The following is an 18,163-nucleotide window of genomic DNA, read 5'->3' on the forward strand; positions in this document are numbered from 1 at the left end:
GGTGGCTCCCGGGGAGCCGGGAGCGCCCGGCGAGGCCGGGGTGCCGCGCAACTCCGGCGGAGGATGCGAAAATTAGGTTAGCCTTACCTTGCCTGTGGGGCCAAACCGGAGGGCGCCCCACGCCCCGAGCACCCGCCCCGCCTACTTCACCCAGGCCTCTTTCGTGTCCCGGCCGTCCACGACGGTCGTCACGACCTCGATGTCCCCGATCCGGGAAGCCTCGACCCGGCGCGGGTCGTCGCCGAGGATCACCAGGTCGGCCCGCTTGCCCGGGGTGAGGCTGCCGGCGCTGTCGTCCCAGCGGCAGGCATACGCCCCGGCGACCGTGTAGGCGTACAGGGCCTCCTCGACCGTGACGGCCTCGCCGGGGCCGACGGGGGCGCCCGACGTGGAGGCGCGCTCGACCATGAACTGGACCGCCCGCAGCGGCGAGCCGTCCGTCACCGGCCGGTCCGAGCTGCCGACGAGCACCACCCCGTGGTCGAGGAAGCCACGGCCCCGGTACATCCACGGCGCACGGCGCTCCCCCATGACCGCGGCGTAGTCGTCGCCGAAGTAGCGCAGGAAGTTGGGCTGCACGACGGCGCTGACCCCGAGGCGTGCGAAGCGCGGAAGCTGGTCGGGTCGGACCAGGCCGGCGTGCTCGATGCGGTGGCGCGCGCCGGGCCGCGGCCGCAGCTCCTGCGCCCGCTCCAGGGCGTCGAGGGCGAGGTCGACGGCCCGGTCGCCGATGGCGTGGACGGCGAGCTGCCAGCCGCCGAGGTGTCCGTCCACGATGAGGGCGGTGAGCCGCTCCGGGTCGTCCTGGAGCTGCCCGGTGCGGCCGTCCATCCCCTCGTACGGCTCGGTGAGTGCGGCCGTCCGTGCCATCATGCCGCCGTCGGTGTAGATCTTCAGCGCGCCCACGGAGAGCCAGTCGTCGCCGAAACCGGTGCGCAGGCCGAGGTCGAGCGCGCGGGGGATGCCGTCGTGCTCGTGGGCCGCGGCCGGCCTCAGGGTGTCTCCGCCCGGCATGAGCTGGACGCGCAGCGGCAGCCGGCCCTCGTCGCGCAGGAGTTGGTAGGCGCCCAGCTCGACGGGGCTGTGGCCGAGGAGGCCGCCGCCGATGCCGGCTTCGGCGCAGGCCGTGATGCCCTCGGCCAGGCAGGCTCGGCCGGCGTGCTCGATGGCATCGGCGAGGTCGGCCTGGGAGTACGGCAGCCGCAGCCTCCGTACGGCGCCCATGGCGCTCTCCACGAGGAGGCCGTCCTCGTGGGGGACGTCGGCCGGGAGCATGGCGAGCACGGCGCTGTTGACGACGCAGGCGTGCCCGGAGTCGTGCATGAGGAAGAGGCGGCGCCCGCGGCTGACCGTGTCGAGTTCGGCGGCGGTCAGGTGCCGGCCGAGGGCCCGCTGGTCGTAGCCGCCGATGCCGACCCAGGCACCGGCCCCGCGCGAGCGGTCGACGGCGCCGTCGATGGCGGCGAGGACGTCGTCGACGCGGCTGAGGCCGGCGATGCTCGGGGTGCGGGCCTTCAGGCCCGTCCACGACAGGTGCACGTGGCTGTCGATGAACCCGGGGAGCACGGTGGCCCCTTGCAGGTCGACGACCTCCCGGGCGGGCAGGGAGGTGACGGCCTCGTCCAGGCCGACGATGCGGCCCCGCCAGATGCCCAGGTCGCGGGCGACCGGGTGGGCGGGGTCCATGGTGAGGATGTTCGCGTTCGTCAGCCTCGTGCACAGCATCATGCGCTGTCCGTCCTTAGCGGGGTTCGGCCATCACGGCGTCGGCGGCGGCGGCCGGGGCGCCGTCCCCGGTGTCTTCGGGGTCCTCCGGCGCGAACCGCCTGGGTGCGGCCGGCACCATCAGGGGCGTGCCGGTCTCGGGGTCGTCGATGATGCGGCAGGGCAGCCCGAAGACGTCCTCGACGAGTTCGGCGGTCATGACGTCGGCGGGGGCGCCCTGCGCGGCGATCGTGCCGCCGGGGCGCATCACGATCAGGTGGGTGGCGTAGCGGCACGCCTGGTTGAGGTCGTGCAGCACGGCCACGACGGTGTGGCCCTTGCGGGCGTGGAGTTCGGCGCACAGGTCGAGGACGTCGACCTGGTGGGCGATGTCGAGGTAGGTGGTGGGCTCGTCCAGGAGGAGCAGCGACGTCTGCTGGGCGAGCACCATGGACAGCCAGACGCGCTGGCGCTGGCCGCCGGAGAGGTCGTCGACGGGCCGGTCCGCCAGCTCCAGGACGCCGGTCTGCCGCATCGCCTCGACGACGGCCGCCTCGTCCTCGGCGGACCACTGCCTGAGCATCCCCTGGTGCGGGTAGCGGCCGCGGGCGACGAGGTCGCCGACGGTGATGCCGCCGGGCGCGGTGGAGGTCTGCGGGAGCAGTCCGATGCGGCGGGCGACCTCGCGCGAGCGGTACGAGGAGATCGCCGCGCCGTCGAGGAGGACCCGGCCGTGGCGGGGGCGGAGCATCCGGGCGAGGGCTTTGAGGAGCGTGGACTTGCCGCAGGCGTTCGGCCCGATGATCACGGTGAAGGAGTGGTCGGGGATGTCGACGCCGAGGTCGGTGGCCACCGTCCGCTGGTCGTAGCAGAGCGTCAGGTCCTCGGCGCGGAGCCGGGGCGTCGGGAGGTTCGTTCCAGTCATGCGCGGCTCTTTCGCGACTCGGTGATCAGCAGCCAGATGAGGTACAGCCCGCCGATGGTGCCGGTGGCCGTGCCGACGGGGAGGAGGGCCGGCGCGAACAGGCGCTGCGCGGCGAGGTCGCTCGCCGCGAGCAGCAGCGCGCCCATGAGCGCGGCCGGCAGCAGGGCCGGGCCGGCGGCGCGGGTCAGACGGCGGGCGAGCTGGGGTGCGGCCAGGGCCACGAACCAGATGGGGCCGGTCACCGCGGTGGCGAAGGCGGCCAGGGCGACACTGACGAGGAGCAGCACGGCGCGGGTCCGGGTGACGTTCACGCCGAGGGCCGTGGCGGTGAGGTCGCCCATCTCGACCATGGACAGGCGCCGGGAGAGGAGGAAGGCGGGCGGGAGGAGGACGGCGACCGCGAGGAGGATGGCGCCCGCGTGCGTCCAGCCCCGGTTGCCGAGGCTGCCGATCAGCCACGCCTGGGCTTCCAGGGCCTCCTGGAAGGTGGCGCGGGTGATCAGGTACGAGTTCACGGCGAGCAGCAGCGCGCTGACGCCGATGCCGATGACGACGAGCCGGAAGCCGTGGAGGCCGCGGCCCAGCATGAGGAGGTGGACGGCGGCGGCGGTGGCGAGGCCGCCGATCAGCGCGCCGAAGGCGATCTGGGCCATGCTGCCGTGCAGGACGATGATGACGGTGAGCGCGCCGACGGCGGAGCCGTTGGTGAAGCCGATGATGTCCGGGCTGCCGAGGGCGTTGCCGGTGAGGCTGGTCAGGAGGGCGCCGCTGACCGCGAGGGCGGCGCCCACCGCGACCGCGGTCAGCAGGCGGGGCAGGCGGAGGGTGTTGACGACGAAGCCGGCGCCGCCGGAATCGCCGCCGGTGAGGGCCCGCAGGACCTCGGCGACGGTGAGCTCGTAGTCGCCGGTGGCGAGCGAGACGAGCATGACGGCGAGCAGGGCGAGGAGGATCGCGGCGGTCACCGCCACCCCCCTGCCCCGGACCCGTACGGACACCCCGCGAGCCCCCGGGATGCGCAGCACCGTTCCGGTGATCACGCCGGGCCGGTGGACGAACCGGCCCGCCGGGGCAGGGGACTTCGCGGCGGATGCCGGCTCCGCCTGGCGTACACGGCTCAAAGCATGACCAGCTTTCGGCGACGGCACAGGGCCAGGAACACGGGGGCGCCGATGAAGGCGGTGACGATGCCGACCTGGATCTCGCCGGGGGCGCCGATCACGCGGCCGGCGATGTCCGCGCCGATGAGCAGGACGGGCGCGAGGAGCATCGAGTACGCGAGGACCCAGCGCTGGTCGGGGCCGACGACGAACCGGGCGATGTGCGGGACGACGAGCCCGACGAAGGCGATCGGCCCCGCGGCGGCCGTGGCGGCGCCGCACAGCAGCATGACGCCGACGGCGCCGAGGATCCGCGTCCGGTGGACGTTGACGCCGAGGGCGCGGCCCATCTGGTCGCCGAGGGCGAGGGCGTTGAGCGAGGGGCCGAGCAGCAGGGCGATGAACAGGCCGGCGGCGATGAACGGGAGGATCACGTACACGACGTCGAGGTAGCGGCCGGCGAGTGAGCCGACCGTCCAGAACCTGAACTGGTCGAAGGCGCTCGGGTTCAGCAGCAGGACGGCCGAGTTGAAGGCGTAGAGCACGGCGGTCACCGCCGCGCCGGCGACGACCAGGCGGTCCGGTGTGGCGACCTTGCGCCCCGAGGAGCCCAGCAGGTGGACGACGACCGAGGCGAGGGCGGCGCCGGCGAACGCGAACCACACGTAGCCGAGGACGGAGCCGATGCCGAGGAAGGCGAGCGCGACGACGACCCCGGCGGACGACCCGAGGCTGATGCCGAGGAGGCCCGGCTCGGCGAGCGGGTTGCGGGTCAGCGCCTGCATCAGCGCCCCGGAGAGGCCGAGGGCGGCGCCGACGAGGAGGCCGAGGAGGGTTCTGGGGATGCGGTAGTCGTGGATGATGATCGAGGTCTCTGATCCGTCCGGGTGCCACAGCGCGCTCCAGACCTCGGTGAACGGCAGGCCCCGCGTGCCCGTCCACACGCCGAGGAGCGACACGAGGACCAGCGCGGCGAGTACGGCGAGCAGTCCCGCGCCCCGCAGGGCGGTGGCTGTGCCGCGCGCCGCGGGCACGACGGCGGGGGCGGCCTCCTCCGGGGACACCGCCTGCGTTTCGACCGGCAACGACTTTTCCCCCTGACGGCGGTGCACGCGTACGGCGTTCGTTCGTGTGCTGTAGGGATGGGCGGCGACTCGCACACATGAGGCTTGCAACTTAGGCGAGGCTAACCGAACGTGGAGGGCGGGTCAACGTGCGTGAAAGCAGGGCGAGATGGACCCGCGACCCGTGACCGCAGAGACGTTCGGGCGCCGCATGGACGACCGATTTCTTAGAGTAGCCTTACCTAACTTCCCAAGCTCCGGATGGAGGGTCACATGCCACCAGTTGGAGGACCGACCGGGGGGCTCGTCCTCCGCCGGGCGATCAGGGGACAGCGCCGCAGAGTGGTCTCTGCCTCCCTGCTCGGCATGACCCACCAGGGGTGCGAGGCGCTGGTGCCCGTGGTCATCGGCGCCGCCATCGACACGGCGGTCGCCACCGGGTCCGCGCCGTCGCTGCTGCGCTGGCTCCTGGTGCTCGGCGTCCTCTTCCTCGTGCTGTCCACCTGCTACCGGACCAGTGCCAGGATCGCCGAAGGGGCCGGCGAGCACGCCGCGCACCGGCTCCGCCTCGAACTCGGCGCCCGCGTGCTCGACCCGCGCGGCGGCGCCGACGCGAACCGGCTGCCGGGCGCGCTCACCAGCATCGCCACCAACGACGCCCGCCGCGTCGGCTCGGTCGCCACCGTCCTCCCCTACGGCTGCGCGGCCGTCGCCGCCCTCACCGTCAGCGCCGTCGCCCTGCTGCGGATCTCCGTGCCGCTCGGCCTGCTCGTCCTGCTCGGCATCCCGCCGCTGCTGTGGCTCGGGCACCGCATCAGCCGGCCCCTGGAGCGGCGCAGCGAGGCCGAACAGGAGAGCGCCGCGCACGCCTCCGGCGTCGCCGCCGACCTCGTCTCCGGGCTGCGCGTCCTCAAGGGCATGGGCGCCGAGGCGGCCGCCGTGGCCCGCTACCGCACCACCAGCCAGGACTCCCTCGCCGCAGCACTGCGCGCGGCCCGCAGCCGCGCCGGGCACGAGGGCGCGCTGCTCGCCCTGACCGGGGTGTTCATCGCGGCCATCGGCATCGCCGGCGCCTACCTCGCGATGAGCGGCGGCATCAGCGTCGGCGACCTGGTCGCCGCCGTCGGCCTCGCCCAGTTCCTCCTCGGCCCCTTCCAGCTGTTGGCCTACTCCAACGCCGAGTTCGCCCAGGCGCGCGCCTCCGCTCGGCGGATCGCCGAGGTCCTCGCCTCCCCCGCCGCCGTCGACGGCGGGCAACGGGCGCCCGCCGGTGCGGGCGCCGCCGCCGGGCACCTCCGGCTGCGGGACGTCCGCCTCGGCGCCCTGCGCGGCGTCGACCTCGACCTCCCCGCCGGAAGCCTCACCGGCGTCGTCACCCGGGACCCGGCCGCCGCACACGACCTGCTCCTCGCCCTCGCCCGGGAGACCGACCCGGCCGGCGGACGCGTCGAACTCGACGGCGTGCCCCTGACGGAACTCGACCCCGACCTGCTGCGCCGCTCCGTCCTCGTCGCCCACCACGACGCCGACCTGTTCGAGGCCAGCCTCCTGGACAACGTACGGGCGGGCGCCGCAGGTTCCGCCGCCGGCGCCGTCGACGCAGCCCTGGCCGCCTCCACCGCGGACGAGGTCGCCGCGCTGCTCCCCGACGGGGCGGACACCGTCCTCGCCGAACGCGGCCGGTCCCTCTCCGGCGGGCAGCGCCAGCGCGTCGCCCTCGCCCGGGCCCTCGCCGCCGACCGCCCCGTCCTCGTCCTGCACGACCCGACCACCGCCGTGGACACCGTCACCGAATCCCGGATCGCCGCCCGCCTGCGGGAGGTCCGCCGGGGACGCACCACCGTCCTGATCACGACCAGCCCGGCCCTCCTCGCGGAGACCGACCGGGTCGTCGTCCTCGACGGGGGGACCGTCACCGCCGCCGGCGCGCACACCGAACTCGCCGCCACCGACGAGGCCTACCGCACGGCGGTGCTCGCATGACCGCCGTACACGAGGACCGCACGAGCCCCGCCGAACCGGGGACGGAGAGGGACACGGACATGAGCGGGACCACCGCGCACGAAGGCACGGACCGCACGGACCGCACGCTCCTGCCCACCGCAGGCGGCGCCGAGAGCCTGGCGGCGCTCCGCACCATCCTGCGCGGCCACCGGGCCCTCGCCGCCGGCGCCGTCCTCGTCCTGGTCGTCGGGACCGCGATCGGCCTGCTCACCGCCCCGCTGCTCGGCCACATCGTCGACCTGGTCGTCGACCAGGAGGGGCCGCGGGCCCTGACGCTCCCGCTGGTCCTGCTCGTCGTGGTCGCGCTGGCCCGCGGCGCCGCCGCCGCGTTCGGCGGCGCCCTCGTGGCACGGCTCGGCGAGACCGTGCTCGCCGCCGTGCGCGAGCGGTTCATCGAACGGGCGCTGCGGCTGCCCCTCGAACGCGTCGAGGCAGCCGGGTCCGGAGACCTCGTCTCCCGCGTCACCAGCGACGTCGCCGTGATCGCCAAGTCGGTGCGGCAGGCCCTGCCCGAGTTCACCCGCTCCGCGCTCACCATCCTCCTCACCCTCGTCGGACTCGCCGTCCTCGACTGGCGGTTCCTCCTCGCCGCCCTGCTCGCCGTACCCGTCCAGGCGCTGTCCGTCCGCTGGTACCTGCGCCGCGCGGCACCCGTGTACGCCGAACACCGCGTCGCCACCGGCGCCCTCCAGCACCAGCTGCTCGACAGCATCGGCGGGGTGCGCACCGTACGCGCCTTCCGGCTGACCGAACGGCACACCGCCCTGCTCGCCGACCGGTCGGGCGCCGCGCGCGACGTGGCGATGCGCGGGCTGCACATCGTCACCGGCTTCTTCTCCCGGCTGAACCTGGCCGAGTACACCGGGCTAGCCGCCATGCTCGGCACCGGCTTCCTGCTCGTCCGGAACGGCTCCGTCACCATCGGCACGGCCACCGCGGCCGCCCTGTACTTCCACAGCCTCTTCAACCCCGTCAACGCCGCGCTGTTCCTCCTCGACGACGCCCAGTCGGCGGGCGCGAGCTTCGCCCGCCTCGTCGGCGTCGCGCACCTGCCGGCCGAGCCGGCGCCGCGGGGCGGGAGCGTCCCGGCCGACGGCGCGGTGAAGGTGACCGGGCTCGGCCACGCGTACGCCGACGGGCGGCCCGTCCTGAGCGGCGTCGACCTCGACGTGCGCAGCGGTGAGCGGGTGGCGCTGGTCGGCGCCAGCGGCGCCGGCAAGACCACCCTGGCGAAGGTCATCGCCGGCGTGCACACGCCCGCGACCGGGACGATCTCCCTCGGCGGGGTCGACGTCGGCGAACTGGGCCCGGAGGGCGTACGCAGGGCCGTGGCCCTGATCAGCCAGGAGGTGCACGTCTTCGCGGGCCCGTTGGCCGAGGACCTGCGGCTGGCCCGGCCGGAGGCCACGGACGCGGAGCTGCGCGGCGCACTCGACCGGGTGGGGGCCCTGGAGTGGGCGGAGGCCCTGCCGGACGGTCTCGCGACCGTGGTCGGCGAGGGGGGCCACCGGCTGACCGTCGCGCAGGCCCAGCACCTGGCGCTCGCCCGGCTCGTGCTCGCCGACCCGCCCGTCGCGATCCTGGACGAGGCGACCGCCGACGCGGGCAGCGCGGGCGCGCGGGTCCTGGAGAAGGCGGCCGCGCGCGCCCTGGAGGGCCGTACGGGCCTCCTGGTCGCCCACCGGCTGCCGCAGGCCGCGGCGGCGGACCGCGTGGTCGTCCTGGACGGCGGCCGGGTCGTCGAAACGGGCACGCACGACGAACTCGTCGCGGCGGGCGGCCGCTACGCGGCGCTGTGGGCGGCCTGGTCGAACAGCCGCCGGAGCGCGGACGCCCCCGCGCCCGCCTCGGCGAAGCCGACCCCGGTCCCTCCCGCGGACCGTACGCAGGCCGGCGCGGCTGATGACCATCTGTCGGCGGACGCGGTGATCTGACCGGCGGCCCTGCCGCCGTTGAGGCGACAGTGCTGGTCGCAGCCGTCGACGAATGGCCGCGGCCAGCACTGCCGTGGCGTCGCCACCCGGCGGCTCAGACCTCGCACTGCATCCAGGTGTCGCCGCCGCGGATCCAGAGAACACCATCGCGTCCCTGAACGCAGCGCCTGGTCACCGGCTCCGGTAGCAGGAGTCGCTCACGGGAGGTGATCACCCAGGCGCCGTCGACGAGTTCGGCGCGGTTCAGCTCGATGCCGGGTCTGTTGCGGAACTCGTGGCTGAGGACCATCCGGGTGCCGCGTACGGCGATGCCGTCGGAGTCCCTCAAGGGGTGGCGGTAGCTGGTGGTGCCGCCGGCGGAGGGGTCGACCCGGGACAGGAAGGAACCTTCGTGGCTGAACCAGCCCAGCCAGGCCACGTCGCCCTCGGTGGCGCCCGCGATCCCTCCGAGGGGCAGCACAGGGAGCCGTTGTCGGCCCAGAGGGCCCCAGGTCCGGGTGCCGTCGGTGTCCCAGCGGGCCAATCCCTCACTGGACGCGGGGTGGCCTCCGTGAATGCCCTCGTCACCGTGTGAAGTCCAGATGCCGCCGTCGCGGTCGGTGAGGACGTAGTCGATGTCGTCGCCGATGCAGAGGTGATCCACCGGGTAGCCCCCTCGGGAGTACACCGTCGCGTTGCTCTCCCACCTCCCCGTCCTGTCGCGATGTGCACGGGAGGAGGCCAGCAGGAACCGCGACCACGAGAGCAGGGCCAGGTGGCCGGTGTGCGCCGTGAGGCCGGTCACCGGAGTGCGGTGCTCCACCCCGTCCGAGATCACGACCAGTACGCCGTCGCACGGAGCGGTCACGTGCCAGCCGACCCATCCCCTGGTGTACGGGGAGCGGGTCAGGCTCCGTTCGTGGACCAGCACGACCGCGAGTTCGCGGTTCGGCCCGACGGTCCACCACAGGGCTCGCCATCCGGCCAGGGCGTCCTCGGAGGGCAGGCTCCACACGAAGCGCAGGGCACCAGGCGTCATCGACACACCCTTGGGACTCCGGGACCCGACGGCGCCCGAAGAGGCGCACTTTACCGGACGGCGGCTCGATGCTTCGGCTCACGCCGAACACCGGCCATGCGTGGGGCCTGCTGATCCGCAGGCCGCGCCGCCGCCCGCGGAGGGGGGTCCTCCGCGGGCGGCGGCGTCGGTGCGGGCGGGCCGGTGGGTCAGGGCTGGACGGCGGCGAGGCTCGCGGGCCTCAGGTCCGTCCAGTGCTCCTCCACGTACGCCAGGCACGCCTCGCGGGTGTCGGGGCCGGCGGCGGTGCGCCAGCCGGCCGGGACCTCGGCGAAGGACGGCCACAGCGAGTGCTGGTTCTCGTCGTTCACCAGGACCAGGAAGGTGCCCTGCGGGTCCTCGAACGGGTTGGTGCTCATGCGGTGTCACTCCTCTGGGACGGTGCGGTGAACAGCTCGGACAGCGGCTGTTCGGGACGGGCTGCCACGGTGTGCAGCAGCCGGAGCAGTTCGTCGGCGAGCCGCCGGGCCTTGGCGGTGCCGAGCAGGTCGGTGGCGTGGATCAGGGCGCAGTGGACGGGGCCGTCGCCGCGCGGCTCGTGGAAGCCGAGGGTCAGGTCGGCCCTGGTCCGGCCGGTCGGCACGGCCTCCAGGGAGCCCGCCCCGCCTTCCAGCAGGCCCAGGTCGGCCTGCTCGTGGTGGACCACCATCACCTGCGGCCCCTCGGCGGGCAGGCCGGTGGCGCGGGCGACCTCGTCGTACGGGACCTCCTGCCGGTCGAGGGCGCTGAGCACGGTCTCCCGTACGCGCCCGAGCAGTTCCGTGAAGGTCGGGTCGCCCGCGGTGTCGGTGCGCAGCACGACCGTGCCGAGGAAGCTGCCGACGAGGTCGGCGAGCCGGTCGTCGGTGCGGCCGGCGACCATCGTGCCGATGGGCAGGTCGGTGCCGGCGCCGTGTCCGGTGAGCAGGGCCGCGAGGGCGGCGTGCAGCACCATGAACATGCTGGTGCCGGTGGCGCGGGCCAGCTCGTCCACGGCCGTGTGGAGCTCCTCGTCGAGGACGAGGGGGACGTATCCCGCGGGCCGTCCCGCCGGGTCCGCCGCGGCCGGCCGCGGCCCGTCGGCCGGGAGCGCCAGCATCCGCGGGGCGCCGGCGAGGGTCTCCCGCCAGTAGGCGAGCTGCCGGCCGCCGCGGCTGTCGGGGTCGGCGGGGTCGCCGAGGACCTCGTGGGCCCAGCGGGTGTAGTCCGCGTACGACACGGGCAGCGGCTGCCAGTCGGGGGCCCGGCCCTCCCTGCGTGCCGCGTAGGCGGTGGTGAGGTCGCGGAACAGCGGGACGACGGACCATTCGTCGGCGGCGAGGTAGTGCAGGGCGAGCAGCAGGGCCTGGCTGCCGTCGGGGCCGGTGAGCAGGTGGGCCCGCAGCGGGGCCTCCCGTTCCAGGTCGGGTGCTGCGGCGGCGAGTTCGCGCAGGCGGGCGTCCGGGTCGGCGCATTCCTCCGCGACCGGGGCCGGTGCGTCGACGGGCCGCTGGTGGACGGCACCGTCGTGTTCGGTGAAGGCGGTGCGCAGCGGTGCGTGGCGGGCCGTGACGTCGGCGAGGGCCGCGGTGAGCGCGTCCGTGTCGAAGCCGTCGGCGGAGCGCAGGGCCAGGGCGTGGTCGAAGCCGGGATTGCGGCGGTAGGCCTGCCACTGCGTGCGCTGGCCGGGTGCGAGCGGCAGCGGCCCGTCGGCGGGCGCGGCGGCGTGCAGTGCCGGTCGGGCGGCCGCCGCCCCGGCGAGCTTGCCGGCGAGGCCGGCGACGGTCAGGGCGTCGAAGACGTCCCGGATGCCGAGTTCGACGCCGAACTCGGTGCGGATGCGGCCCAGGAGCCGCATGGAGGCCATCGAGTGGCCGCCGAGCGCGAAGAAGTTGTCGTGCACTCCGACGGTGTCCAGCTTGAGGATCTCGCAGAACAGTGCGGCGAGGCGTGCCTGGGTCTCGTCGGCCGGGCGGGCGTCGCCGGTCATCGCCGACCAGTCGGGGGCGGGCAGCGCCTTGCGGTCCAGCTTGCCGTTGGGCGTGAGCGGCAGCGGGCCGTCGAGCGGGACGACGAGCGCGGGCACCATGTACTCGGGCAGCAGCCCGGCGACGTGGGCGCGCAGCTCCTGCGGGTCGGGGTCGGCCCCGGGTTCGGGGACGGCGTAGCCGACGAGGCGGACGATGTCGCCGTCGCGGTCGGGCAGGACGGCGGCCTGGGCGACCGCGGGGTGGCCGGTGAGGGCCGCCTCGATCTCGCCGAGCTCGATGCGGAAGCCGCGCACCTTGACCTGGGTGTCGACCCGGCCGAGGAAGTCGAGGTTGCCGTCGCGGCGCCAGCGGGCCCGGTCGCCCGTGCGGTACATGCGGCTGCCCGGGGCGCCGTACGGGTCGGCGGTGAAGCGCTCCGCGGTCAGGGCGGGCTTGCCGAGGTAGCCGCGGGCGAGGCCGCGTCCGGCAATGTACAGCTCGCCCACCACGCCGGGCGGGACGGGCCGCAGGTGCTCGTCGAGGACGTAGGCGCGGGTGTTGGGGTCGGGGCGGCCGATCGGGACGCGGCCGGCCGGGGTGCCGCCGTGTTCGCGGGCGGGCCACAGGGTGGAGTTGACGGTCGCCTCGGTGAGCCCGTACGCGCAGATCAGGTGGGCGGTGGCGCCGAACCGCTCGAACAGGTCCGGCGGCACCGTCTCCGTGCCGACGAGGACGGTCGACCCCTCGGGGAGTGCGCAGCCGGGCGGGAGCGCCGACACCAGCGACGGCGGCAGGATCATGTGGGTGATCCGCTGCTCGGCGAGGAAGTCCGTCAGCGCCGGTCCGGCGACCCGTGCCTCGTCGGTGACGAGGACGAGCCGGCCGCCGTGGCACAGGGCCATCGCCAGCTCGAACGCGAAGACGTCGAAGCCGATCGAGGCGAACTGCAGGACGCGGCTGTCCGGGCGCAGCCCCATGCGGTCGACGGCGGTCGCGACGAGGCTGGAGACGCCCTCGTGGGGGACGACGACGCCCTTGGGGCGGCCGGTGGAGCCGGAGGTGTAGATCACGTACGCGGCCTGGTCGAGGGCGATCGGGCCGTCCTGCACCGGCCCGTCGGGGAGTGCGTCGAGGGCGGCGGCGGTGTCGGGGGCGTCGAGGAGCACGACGGGGACGCCCGGCACGTCGGGGATCTTCCCGGCGACCGGCTCGGTGCCGACGACGAGGGCCGCACCCGAGTCCTCGATCATGTACGCGAGGCGGTCGGCGGGGTGGGCGAGGTCGAGCGGCAGGAAGGCGGCGCCGAGCTTCAGGGCGGCGAGCACGGCGGCGACCGTGTCCACGGAGCGGGGCACGGCCACGCCGACGGTGCTCTCGGCGGCGACGCCGTGCGCGGCGAGGAGCCGGGCGAGGCGGTTGGCGCGGGCGTCGAGCTGCGCGTACGTGACCGAGCGGGCCCGGTCGACGACGGCGACGGCGTCGGGCCGCTCGGCGAGCCGCCGGGCGAACAGGTCGGGGAAGGACGCCTCCTCGACCTCGCGGGGCAGCCCGTTGAAGCCCTCCAGGACGAGCCGGCGCTCGGCGTCGTCGAGGATCTCGGCCCGGGACAGGGGCCGTTCGGGTGCGGCGGCGAGGGCGGTGACCAGCCGGCGGAGCCGGTCGCCGAGCTCCTTCGCGCTCTCCGGGTCGAACAGCTCGGTGGCGTACTCCAGGCGGCAGCCGAGGGAGCCGGTGCCGCCGTCGGCCGGGGTGTGCTCGGTGAAGCTGAACACCAGGTCGAACTTGGCGGAGCGGGTGCGGTACGGCACGTACGCGATGTCGAGGCCGGGCAGCGCCAGTTCGTCACCGGTGCGGGCGTGGTAGCCGACCATGACCTGGAAGAGCGGGTTGCGGGAGAGCGAGCGCGTCGGGTTGAGCGCCTCGACGACGGCTTCGAAGGGCACGTCCGCGTGCGAGAACGCGGCCAGGTCGGTCTCGCGGACCCGGGCGAGGAGTTCCGTGAAGGAGGGGTCGCCGCCGAGGTCGGTGCGCAGGACGAGGGTGTTGACGAAGAAGCCGACCAGCTCGTCCAGGGCCTCGTCGCCGCGGCCGGCGATGGGCGCGCCGAGCGGGATGTCGGTGCCCGCGCCCATGCGGTGCAGCAGGGCGGCGACGGCCGCGTGGACGACCATGAACATGCTGGCGCCGGTGTCGCGGGCGAGCCGCCTGAGCGCCTCGTGGGTGTCGGCGTCGAAGGAGAGGTCGAGTTCGGCGCCGGTGAACGCCGGGCGGGCGGGCCGGGGCCGGTCCGTGGGCAGGTCCAGCTCCTCGGGCGCGCCGGCCAGGGTTGTGCGCCAGTGGTCGAGCTGCCGGGCGGCCAGGCTGCCGGGGTCGGCCGGGTCGCCGAGGAGGCGCTGCTGCCAGAGCGCGTAGTCGGCGTACTGCACCGGCAGCGGCTCCCACGCGGGGGCCTCGCCGCGGGTGCGGGCCGTGTAGGCGGTGGCCAGGTCGCGCAGGAAGGGGCGGTCCGACCACTCGTCGGTGGTGATGTGGTGCAGCAGCAGGACGACGACGTGGTCCTCGGGTCCGAGCTCCACGAGGGTGGCGCGCAGGGGCAGTTCGACGGCAAGGTCGAAGGTTCGGGCGACGGCCTCGTCGACGATGCCGGGCACCTCGTCCTCCGTGGCGCGGACCGGTTCCACGACCGGGCGGGCCTCGCCGGCCGGCAGCACCCGCTGGAGGGCCCGGCCGTCGGGCGTCGTGGAGAAGACGGTGCGCAGGGCCTCGTGGCGGTCGGTGACGTCGGCGAGGGCGGCGCGCCACGCATCGGTGTCGAGTGCCCCGCGTATCCGCATGACCAGCGGGAAGTTGTAGGCGGCGGAGGTGCACTCGATCTGCTGGATCATCCACAGCCGCTGCTGGGCGTGGGAGAGCGGCAGCTCGTCGGGGCGCTCCCCGGCGGTCAGGGCGGGGCGGGCCGCTCCGGCGCCGCGGTCGGCCCGCTCCACGAGTTCGGCGACGGTGGGCGCCTCGAACAGGTCGCGGATCGCCAGCTCGGTGTCGAGGGCGGTCCGGGCGCGGCTGACGAGGCGGGTGGCGAGCAGCGAGTGCCCGCCGAGCTCGAAGAAGTCGCTGTCGATGCCGACGCTGCCCTCGGGCAGGCCGAGGACCTCCGCGAACAGGGCGCACAGCGTCTCCTCGCGCGGGGTGCGCGGGGAGCGGCCGGCGGCGTCCCCGGCGAAGTCAGGGGCGGGCAGGGCCCGGACGTCGAGCTTCCCGTTGACGGTCAGGGGCAGGGTGGCGACGGTGACGAGCGCGGACGGGACCATGTAGTCGGGCAGCCCGGCCTTCAGGTGGTCGCGCAGGCGCTGCACCAGCCCCGCGCCGGGCTCTCCGCCGGTGTCCGTGCCGTCCTCGGGGACGACGTAGCCGATGAGCCGCTTGGTGCCGGCGGACTCGTGGACGACGACGGCGGCGTGGGCGACGGCCGGGTGCGCGGACAGGGCGCCGGCGATCTCGCCGAGTTCGATGCGGTAGCCGCGGATCTTGACCTGGTCGTCGGTGCGGCCGAGGAAGTCGAGCAGCCCGTCGGGCCGCTGCCGGACGAGGTCGCCGGTGCGGTACATGCGCTCGCCGGGCTCGCCGAACGGGTCGGCGGTGAACCGCTCGGCCGTCAGGCCGGGCCGGTCGTGGTAGCCGCGGGCCAGGCCGGTGCCGGCGATGTACAGCTCGCCGGGGCAGCCCGGCGGGACGGGCCGGAGCATGGCGTCGAGGACGTGGGCGCGGGTGTTGCGGATCGGGACGCCGACGGTGGAGGTGGCGCTGTCCGCGGTCGACCCGCCGAGGGTGTTGATCGTGTACTCGGTCGGCCCGTACAGGTTGTAGCCGTACGTGCCGTCGGTGCGGCGCAGCCGGTCCCAGACGGTGTCGGGGACGGCCTCGCCGCCCAGCAGGACGAGCGCGGGCCGGTGCCTGCCCGCCGCCTCGTCGTGGTCGAGCAGGCCCTGCTCGATGAGGAGCTGGGCGTAGGTGGGCGTCACGTTGACGACGTCGACGCGGTGGGCGTCGCAGTACGCGACGAGTGCCTCGGCGTCGCGGCGGAGTTCTTCGTCGCAGACGTGGACCTCGTGGCCCTCGACGAGCCAGAGCAGCTCCTCCCAGGACATGTCGAAGGCGAAGGAGACGGTGTGCGCGATGCGCAGCCGCCGCCCGCCCGCGGAGGCGATGGCCGGGTCGAAGATCTCCTTCTGGTGGTTCAGCTGCATGTTCGTCAGGCCCCGGTAGGGGGTGACGACGCCCTTGGGGCGGCCGGTGGAGCCCGAGGTGTAGATGACGTACGCCGGGTGCTCCAGGCGGCCGGGGACGTCGCGGGCGAACGCGGGCCGTTCCGCGTCGGCGATGTCCGCGCCGGACAGGGCGGCCAGTTCGGCTGCCACCGCCTCGTCGTCCAGGAGGAGTTCGGGGGCGGCGGGCCCGTCGGGGCCGCGCAGGGTGGGGGCGACGGCGGCGGTGGAGACCAGGCACAGCGGCCCGGTGTCCTCGACCATCAGCCGCAGCCGGTCCGCCGGGTGGTCCAGGTCGAGCGGCAGGTAGGCGGCGCCGGTGCGCAGGACGGCGAACAGGGCGGCGACCATGTCGATGGAGCGGGGCAGCGCGAGCGCCACCGCCTTCTCGGGCCCGGCGCCCCGGGCGAGCAGGAGCCGGGCGATCCGGTTGATGTGCGCGTCGAGTTCGGCGTACGTGAGGGCCCGCTCGCCGAAGACGAGCGCGACGGCGTCGGGGGTGCGGGCCACCTGCGCGGTCAGCATGTCGGCGATGGTCTCGTTCGGCACGGGCTCGCGGCTGCCCGCCCATCCGGCCGTCAGGGCGGCGCGCTCCGCGGGCAGCAGCAGGTCCACGCCGGCGGTCCGCGCGCGGGCGCCGTCCGGGCCGTCGAGGAGGGCGGCGAGCCGTTCCAGGACGGTGGTGAACCGGCCGAGGACGGCGGTGGCCGCCTCCGCGTCGAAGAGGTCGGGGCGGGCCGCGAGGGTGACGCGCAGCCGGGTCCCGGGCGTGACGATCAGGGTGAGCGGGAAGTGGGTGCCGTCCACGTTCGACACGCCGGTGATGCCGTGCCGGCGCCGCAGTTCCGCGGCCCGCTCCTCGCCGTCGGCGGAGCGCAGCACGAACAGGGTGTCGAACAGGCGGCGGTGGCCGGTCTCCTGCTGGAGCGTGCCGAGGCCCACGTACTCGTACGGCATGACGGCGGCGCGCTCGGACTGCATGCGCCGCAGCAGGTCGAGCAGCGGCTCGTCCGGGGCGAAGGCGACCCGGGCGGGGACGGTGTTGAGGAACATGCCGATGATGCCGGCCGCGTTCGGGACGTCCGCGGGCCGCCCGGCGACGGCGGTGCCGAACGCGACGTCGCCGCGCCCGGTCATCGCGGAGAGGACGAGCGCCCAGGCGGCGTTCAGGACGGTGTTGAGGGTGAGTCCGTGCCGGCGAGCGAGGGCGCGCAGCCGGTCGCCGGCCTCGCGGGAGAGCTCGGCGTGGTGGTCGGCGGGGATGACGGGGCCCGCGTCGCGGCCGGCGGGGGCGACGAGCGTCGGCTCTTCGAAGCCGGCGAGGGCCTCGCGCCAGGCGCCGACGGCGCGGGTGGTGTCCTGGCGGTCCAGCCAGGCCAGGTAGTCGCGGTACGAGCCGGGGGCGGGCAGGCCGGCGGTGTCGCCGGACCGCTCGTACAGGGTGAACAGCTCCTCCAGGAACAGCCAGGCGGACCAGCCGTCCCACAGGATCAGGTGGTGGGTGACGACGAGCCGGTCGCGGCCGTCGCCGAGCCGGATCAGGCGGAGCCGGCACAGCGGCGGCGCGGACAGGTCGAAGCGCTGCCGGCGGTCCGCGGCGAGCAGCTCCCCGACCCGGCGGTCCCGCTCGCCGTCGGGGAGGCCGGCCAGGTCGGTCACGGTGAGCGGGATCTCGGCGCCGTCGGCGATGAACTGCACGGGCCGGGGCAGGCCGTCGCTGGTGAATCCGGCACGCAGGCTCGCGTTGCGGTCGAGGAGGGCCCGGCAGGCGGCGCGCAGCCGGTCGGCGTCCAGGCGGTGGTCGAGGTCCAGGGTCTCCTGGGAGAGGTAGACGTCGAGGGCGTCGCCGGTGTCGTAGGTGGCGTGGAAGTACATGCCCTCCTGGAGCGGGGAGAGCGGCCAGACGTCGGCGACGGGCAGCCCGGCGGCGGCTTCGACGCGGGCCGTCTCCTCCGGGGTCAGGACGAGGCCGCCCAGCGGGGCGGGGGCGGGCGGCCCGGCGGCCGGGGAGGCGGCGGTGAGCTGGTCGAGGAGGGCCTTGAGGGCCGGGTCGGCGGCCGCGCCGGAGGCGGTCTGCGCGGCGAGGACCGCCTGGAGGGCGGCGGCGGCCTGCCCGGCGTCCGCGGCGGAGACGGTCACGGCGGCGGCCGGGGCTCCGGGGGCGGACTCGGGGGCCGTCCCCGGG

The 18,163-nt window shown here is 75.1% G+C and carries 9 protein-coding genes; 2 read left to right on the plus strand and 7 right to left on the minus strand.

Annotation, left to right across the window (positions count from 1 at the left end; genetic code table 11):
* Positions 1 to 141: 141 nt before the first annotated feature.
* Genes EF903_RS13615 through EF903_RS13630 form a run of 4 tightly spaced genes read right to left on the minus strand, consistent with a single transcriptional unit; the run spans position 142 to position 4,814 of the window.
* Complete coding sequence (locus tag EF903_RS13615; RefSeq protein WP_125543487.1) at positions 142 to 1,725, minus strand: amidohydrolase; 1,584 nt, start codon at positions 1,723 to 1,725, stop codon at positions 142 to 144.
* Positions 1,726 to 1,741: 16 nt separating this feature from the next.
* On the minus strand, positions 1,742 to 2,629 hold the full coding sequence (locus EF903_RS13620; protein ID WP_125543481.1) for an ABC transporter ATP-binding protein: 888 nt from the start codon (positions 2,627 to 2,629) through the stop codon (positions 1,742 to 1,744).
* Positions 2,626 to 3,750: an iron chelate uptake ABC transporter family permease subunit gene (locus EF903_RS13625; RefSeq protein ID WP_125543482.1), complete on the minus strand. Its 1,125-nt coding sequence runs from the start codon at positions 3,748 to 3,750 to the stop codon at positions 2,626 to 2,628. Before EF903_RS13625 ends, EF903_RS13620 begins: the two co-directional genes overlap by 4 nt.
* Positions 3,747 to 4,814, minus strand: a complete 1,068-nt coding sequence (locus tag EF903_RS13630) for an iron ABC transporter permease (protein ID WP_125543483.1) — start codon at positions 4,812 to 4,814, stop codon at positions 3,747 to 3,749. Before EF903_RS13630 ends, EF903_RS13625 begins: the two co-directional genes overlap by 4 nt.
* A gap of 252 nt (positions 4,815 to 5,066) precedes the next feature.
* On the opposite strand from EF903_RS13630, the gene EF903_RS13635 reads away from it, so the two are divergent.
* Both EF903_RS13635 and EF903_RS13640 read left to right on the plus strand, forming a co-directional pair.
* Positions 5,067 to 6,776 (plus strand): ABC transporter ATP-binding protein, encoded by a 1,710-nt coding sequence (locus EF903_RS13635; protein ID WP_125543484.1) that lies wholly within the window; start codon positions 5,067 to 5,069, stop codon positions 6,774 to 6,776.
* On the plus strand, positions 6,773 to 8,731 hold the full coding sequence (locus tag EF903_RS13640; RefSeq protein WP_221888737.1) for an ABC transporter ATP-binding protein: 1,959 nt from the start codon (positions 6,773 to 6,775) through the stop codon (positions 8,729 to 8,731). The genes EF903_RS13635 and EF903_RS13640 overlap by 4 nt, the downstream gene beginning before the upstream one ends.
* A gap of 94 nt (positions 8,732 to 8,825) precedes the next feature.
* Here the strand turns inward: EF903_RS13640 and EF903_RS35210 are convergent, their stop codons facing one another.
* From EF903_RS35210 to EF903_RS13655, 3 genes are all read right to left on the minus strand, one after another.
* The gene (locus EF903_RS35210; protein ID WP_260615201.1) at positions 8,826 to 9,749 is read right to left on the minus strand and encodes a hypothetical protein; all 924 of its coding nucleotides are present in this window, start codon (positions 9,747 to 9,749) and stop codon (positions 8,826 to 8,828) included.
* 188 nt (positions 9,750 to 9,937) lie between these two features.
* Entirely contained in the window at positions 9,938 to 10,147 is a 210-nt protein-coding gene (locus EF903_RS13650; RefSeq protein ID WP_125543485.1) for an MbtH family protein, read from the minus strand.
* Positions 10,144 to 18,117: a non-ribosomal peptide synthetase gene (locus tag EF903_RS13655; RefSeq protein ID WP_260615207.1), complete on the minus strand. Its 7,974-nt coding sequence runs from the start codon at positions 18,115 to 18,117 to the stop codon at positions 10,144 to 10,146. Before EF903_RS13655 ends, EF903_RS13650 begins: the two co-directional genes overlap by 4 nt.
* Positions 18,118 to 18,163: the final 46 nt, after the last annotated feature.

The organism is Streptomyces sp. WAC05292, from assembly GCF_003949955.1.
In the GTDB taxonomy this organism is placed as follows: Bacteria; Actinomycetota; Actinomycetes; order Streptomycetales; family Streptomycetaceae; genus Streptomyces; species Streptomyces globosus.

Bases quoted from the DNA above. Each gene is read 5' to 3' on its own strand.
- EF903_RS35210 (WP_260615201.1), bottom strand. From the start codon at position 9,749: ATGACGCCTGGTGCCCTGCGCTTCGTGTGGAGCCTGCCCTCCGAGGAC.
- EF903_RS13640 (WP_221888737.1), top strand. From the start codon at position 6,773: ATGACCGCCGTACACGAGGACCGCACGAGCCCCGCCGAACCGGGGACG.
- EF903_RS13615 (WP_125543487.1), bottom strand. From the start codon at position 1,725: ATGCTGTGCACGAGGCTGACGAACGCGAACATCCTCACCATGGACCCC.
- EF903_RS13620 (WP_125543481.1), bottom strand. From the start codon at position 2,629: ATGACTGGAACGAACCTCCCGACGCCCCGGCTCCGCGCCGAGGACCTG.
- EF903_RS13635 (WP_125543484.1), top strand. From the start codon at position 5,067: ATGCCACCAGTTGGAGGACCGACCGGGGGGCTCGTCCTCCGCCGGGCG.
- EF903_RS13650 (WP_125543485.1), bottom strand. From the start codon at position 10,147: ATGAGCACCAACCCGTTCGAGGACCCGCAGGGCACCTTCCTGGTCCTG.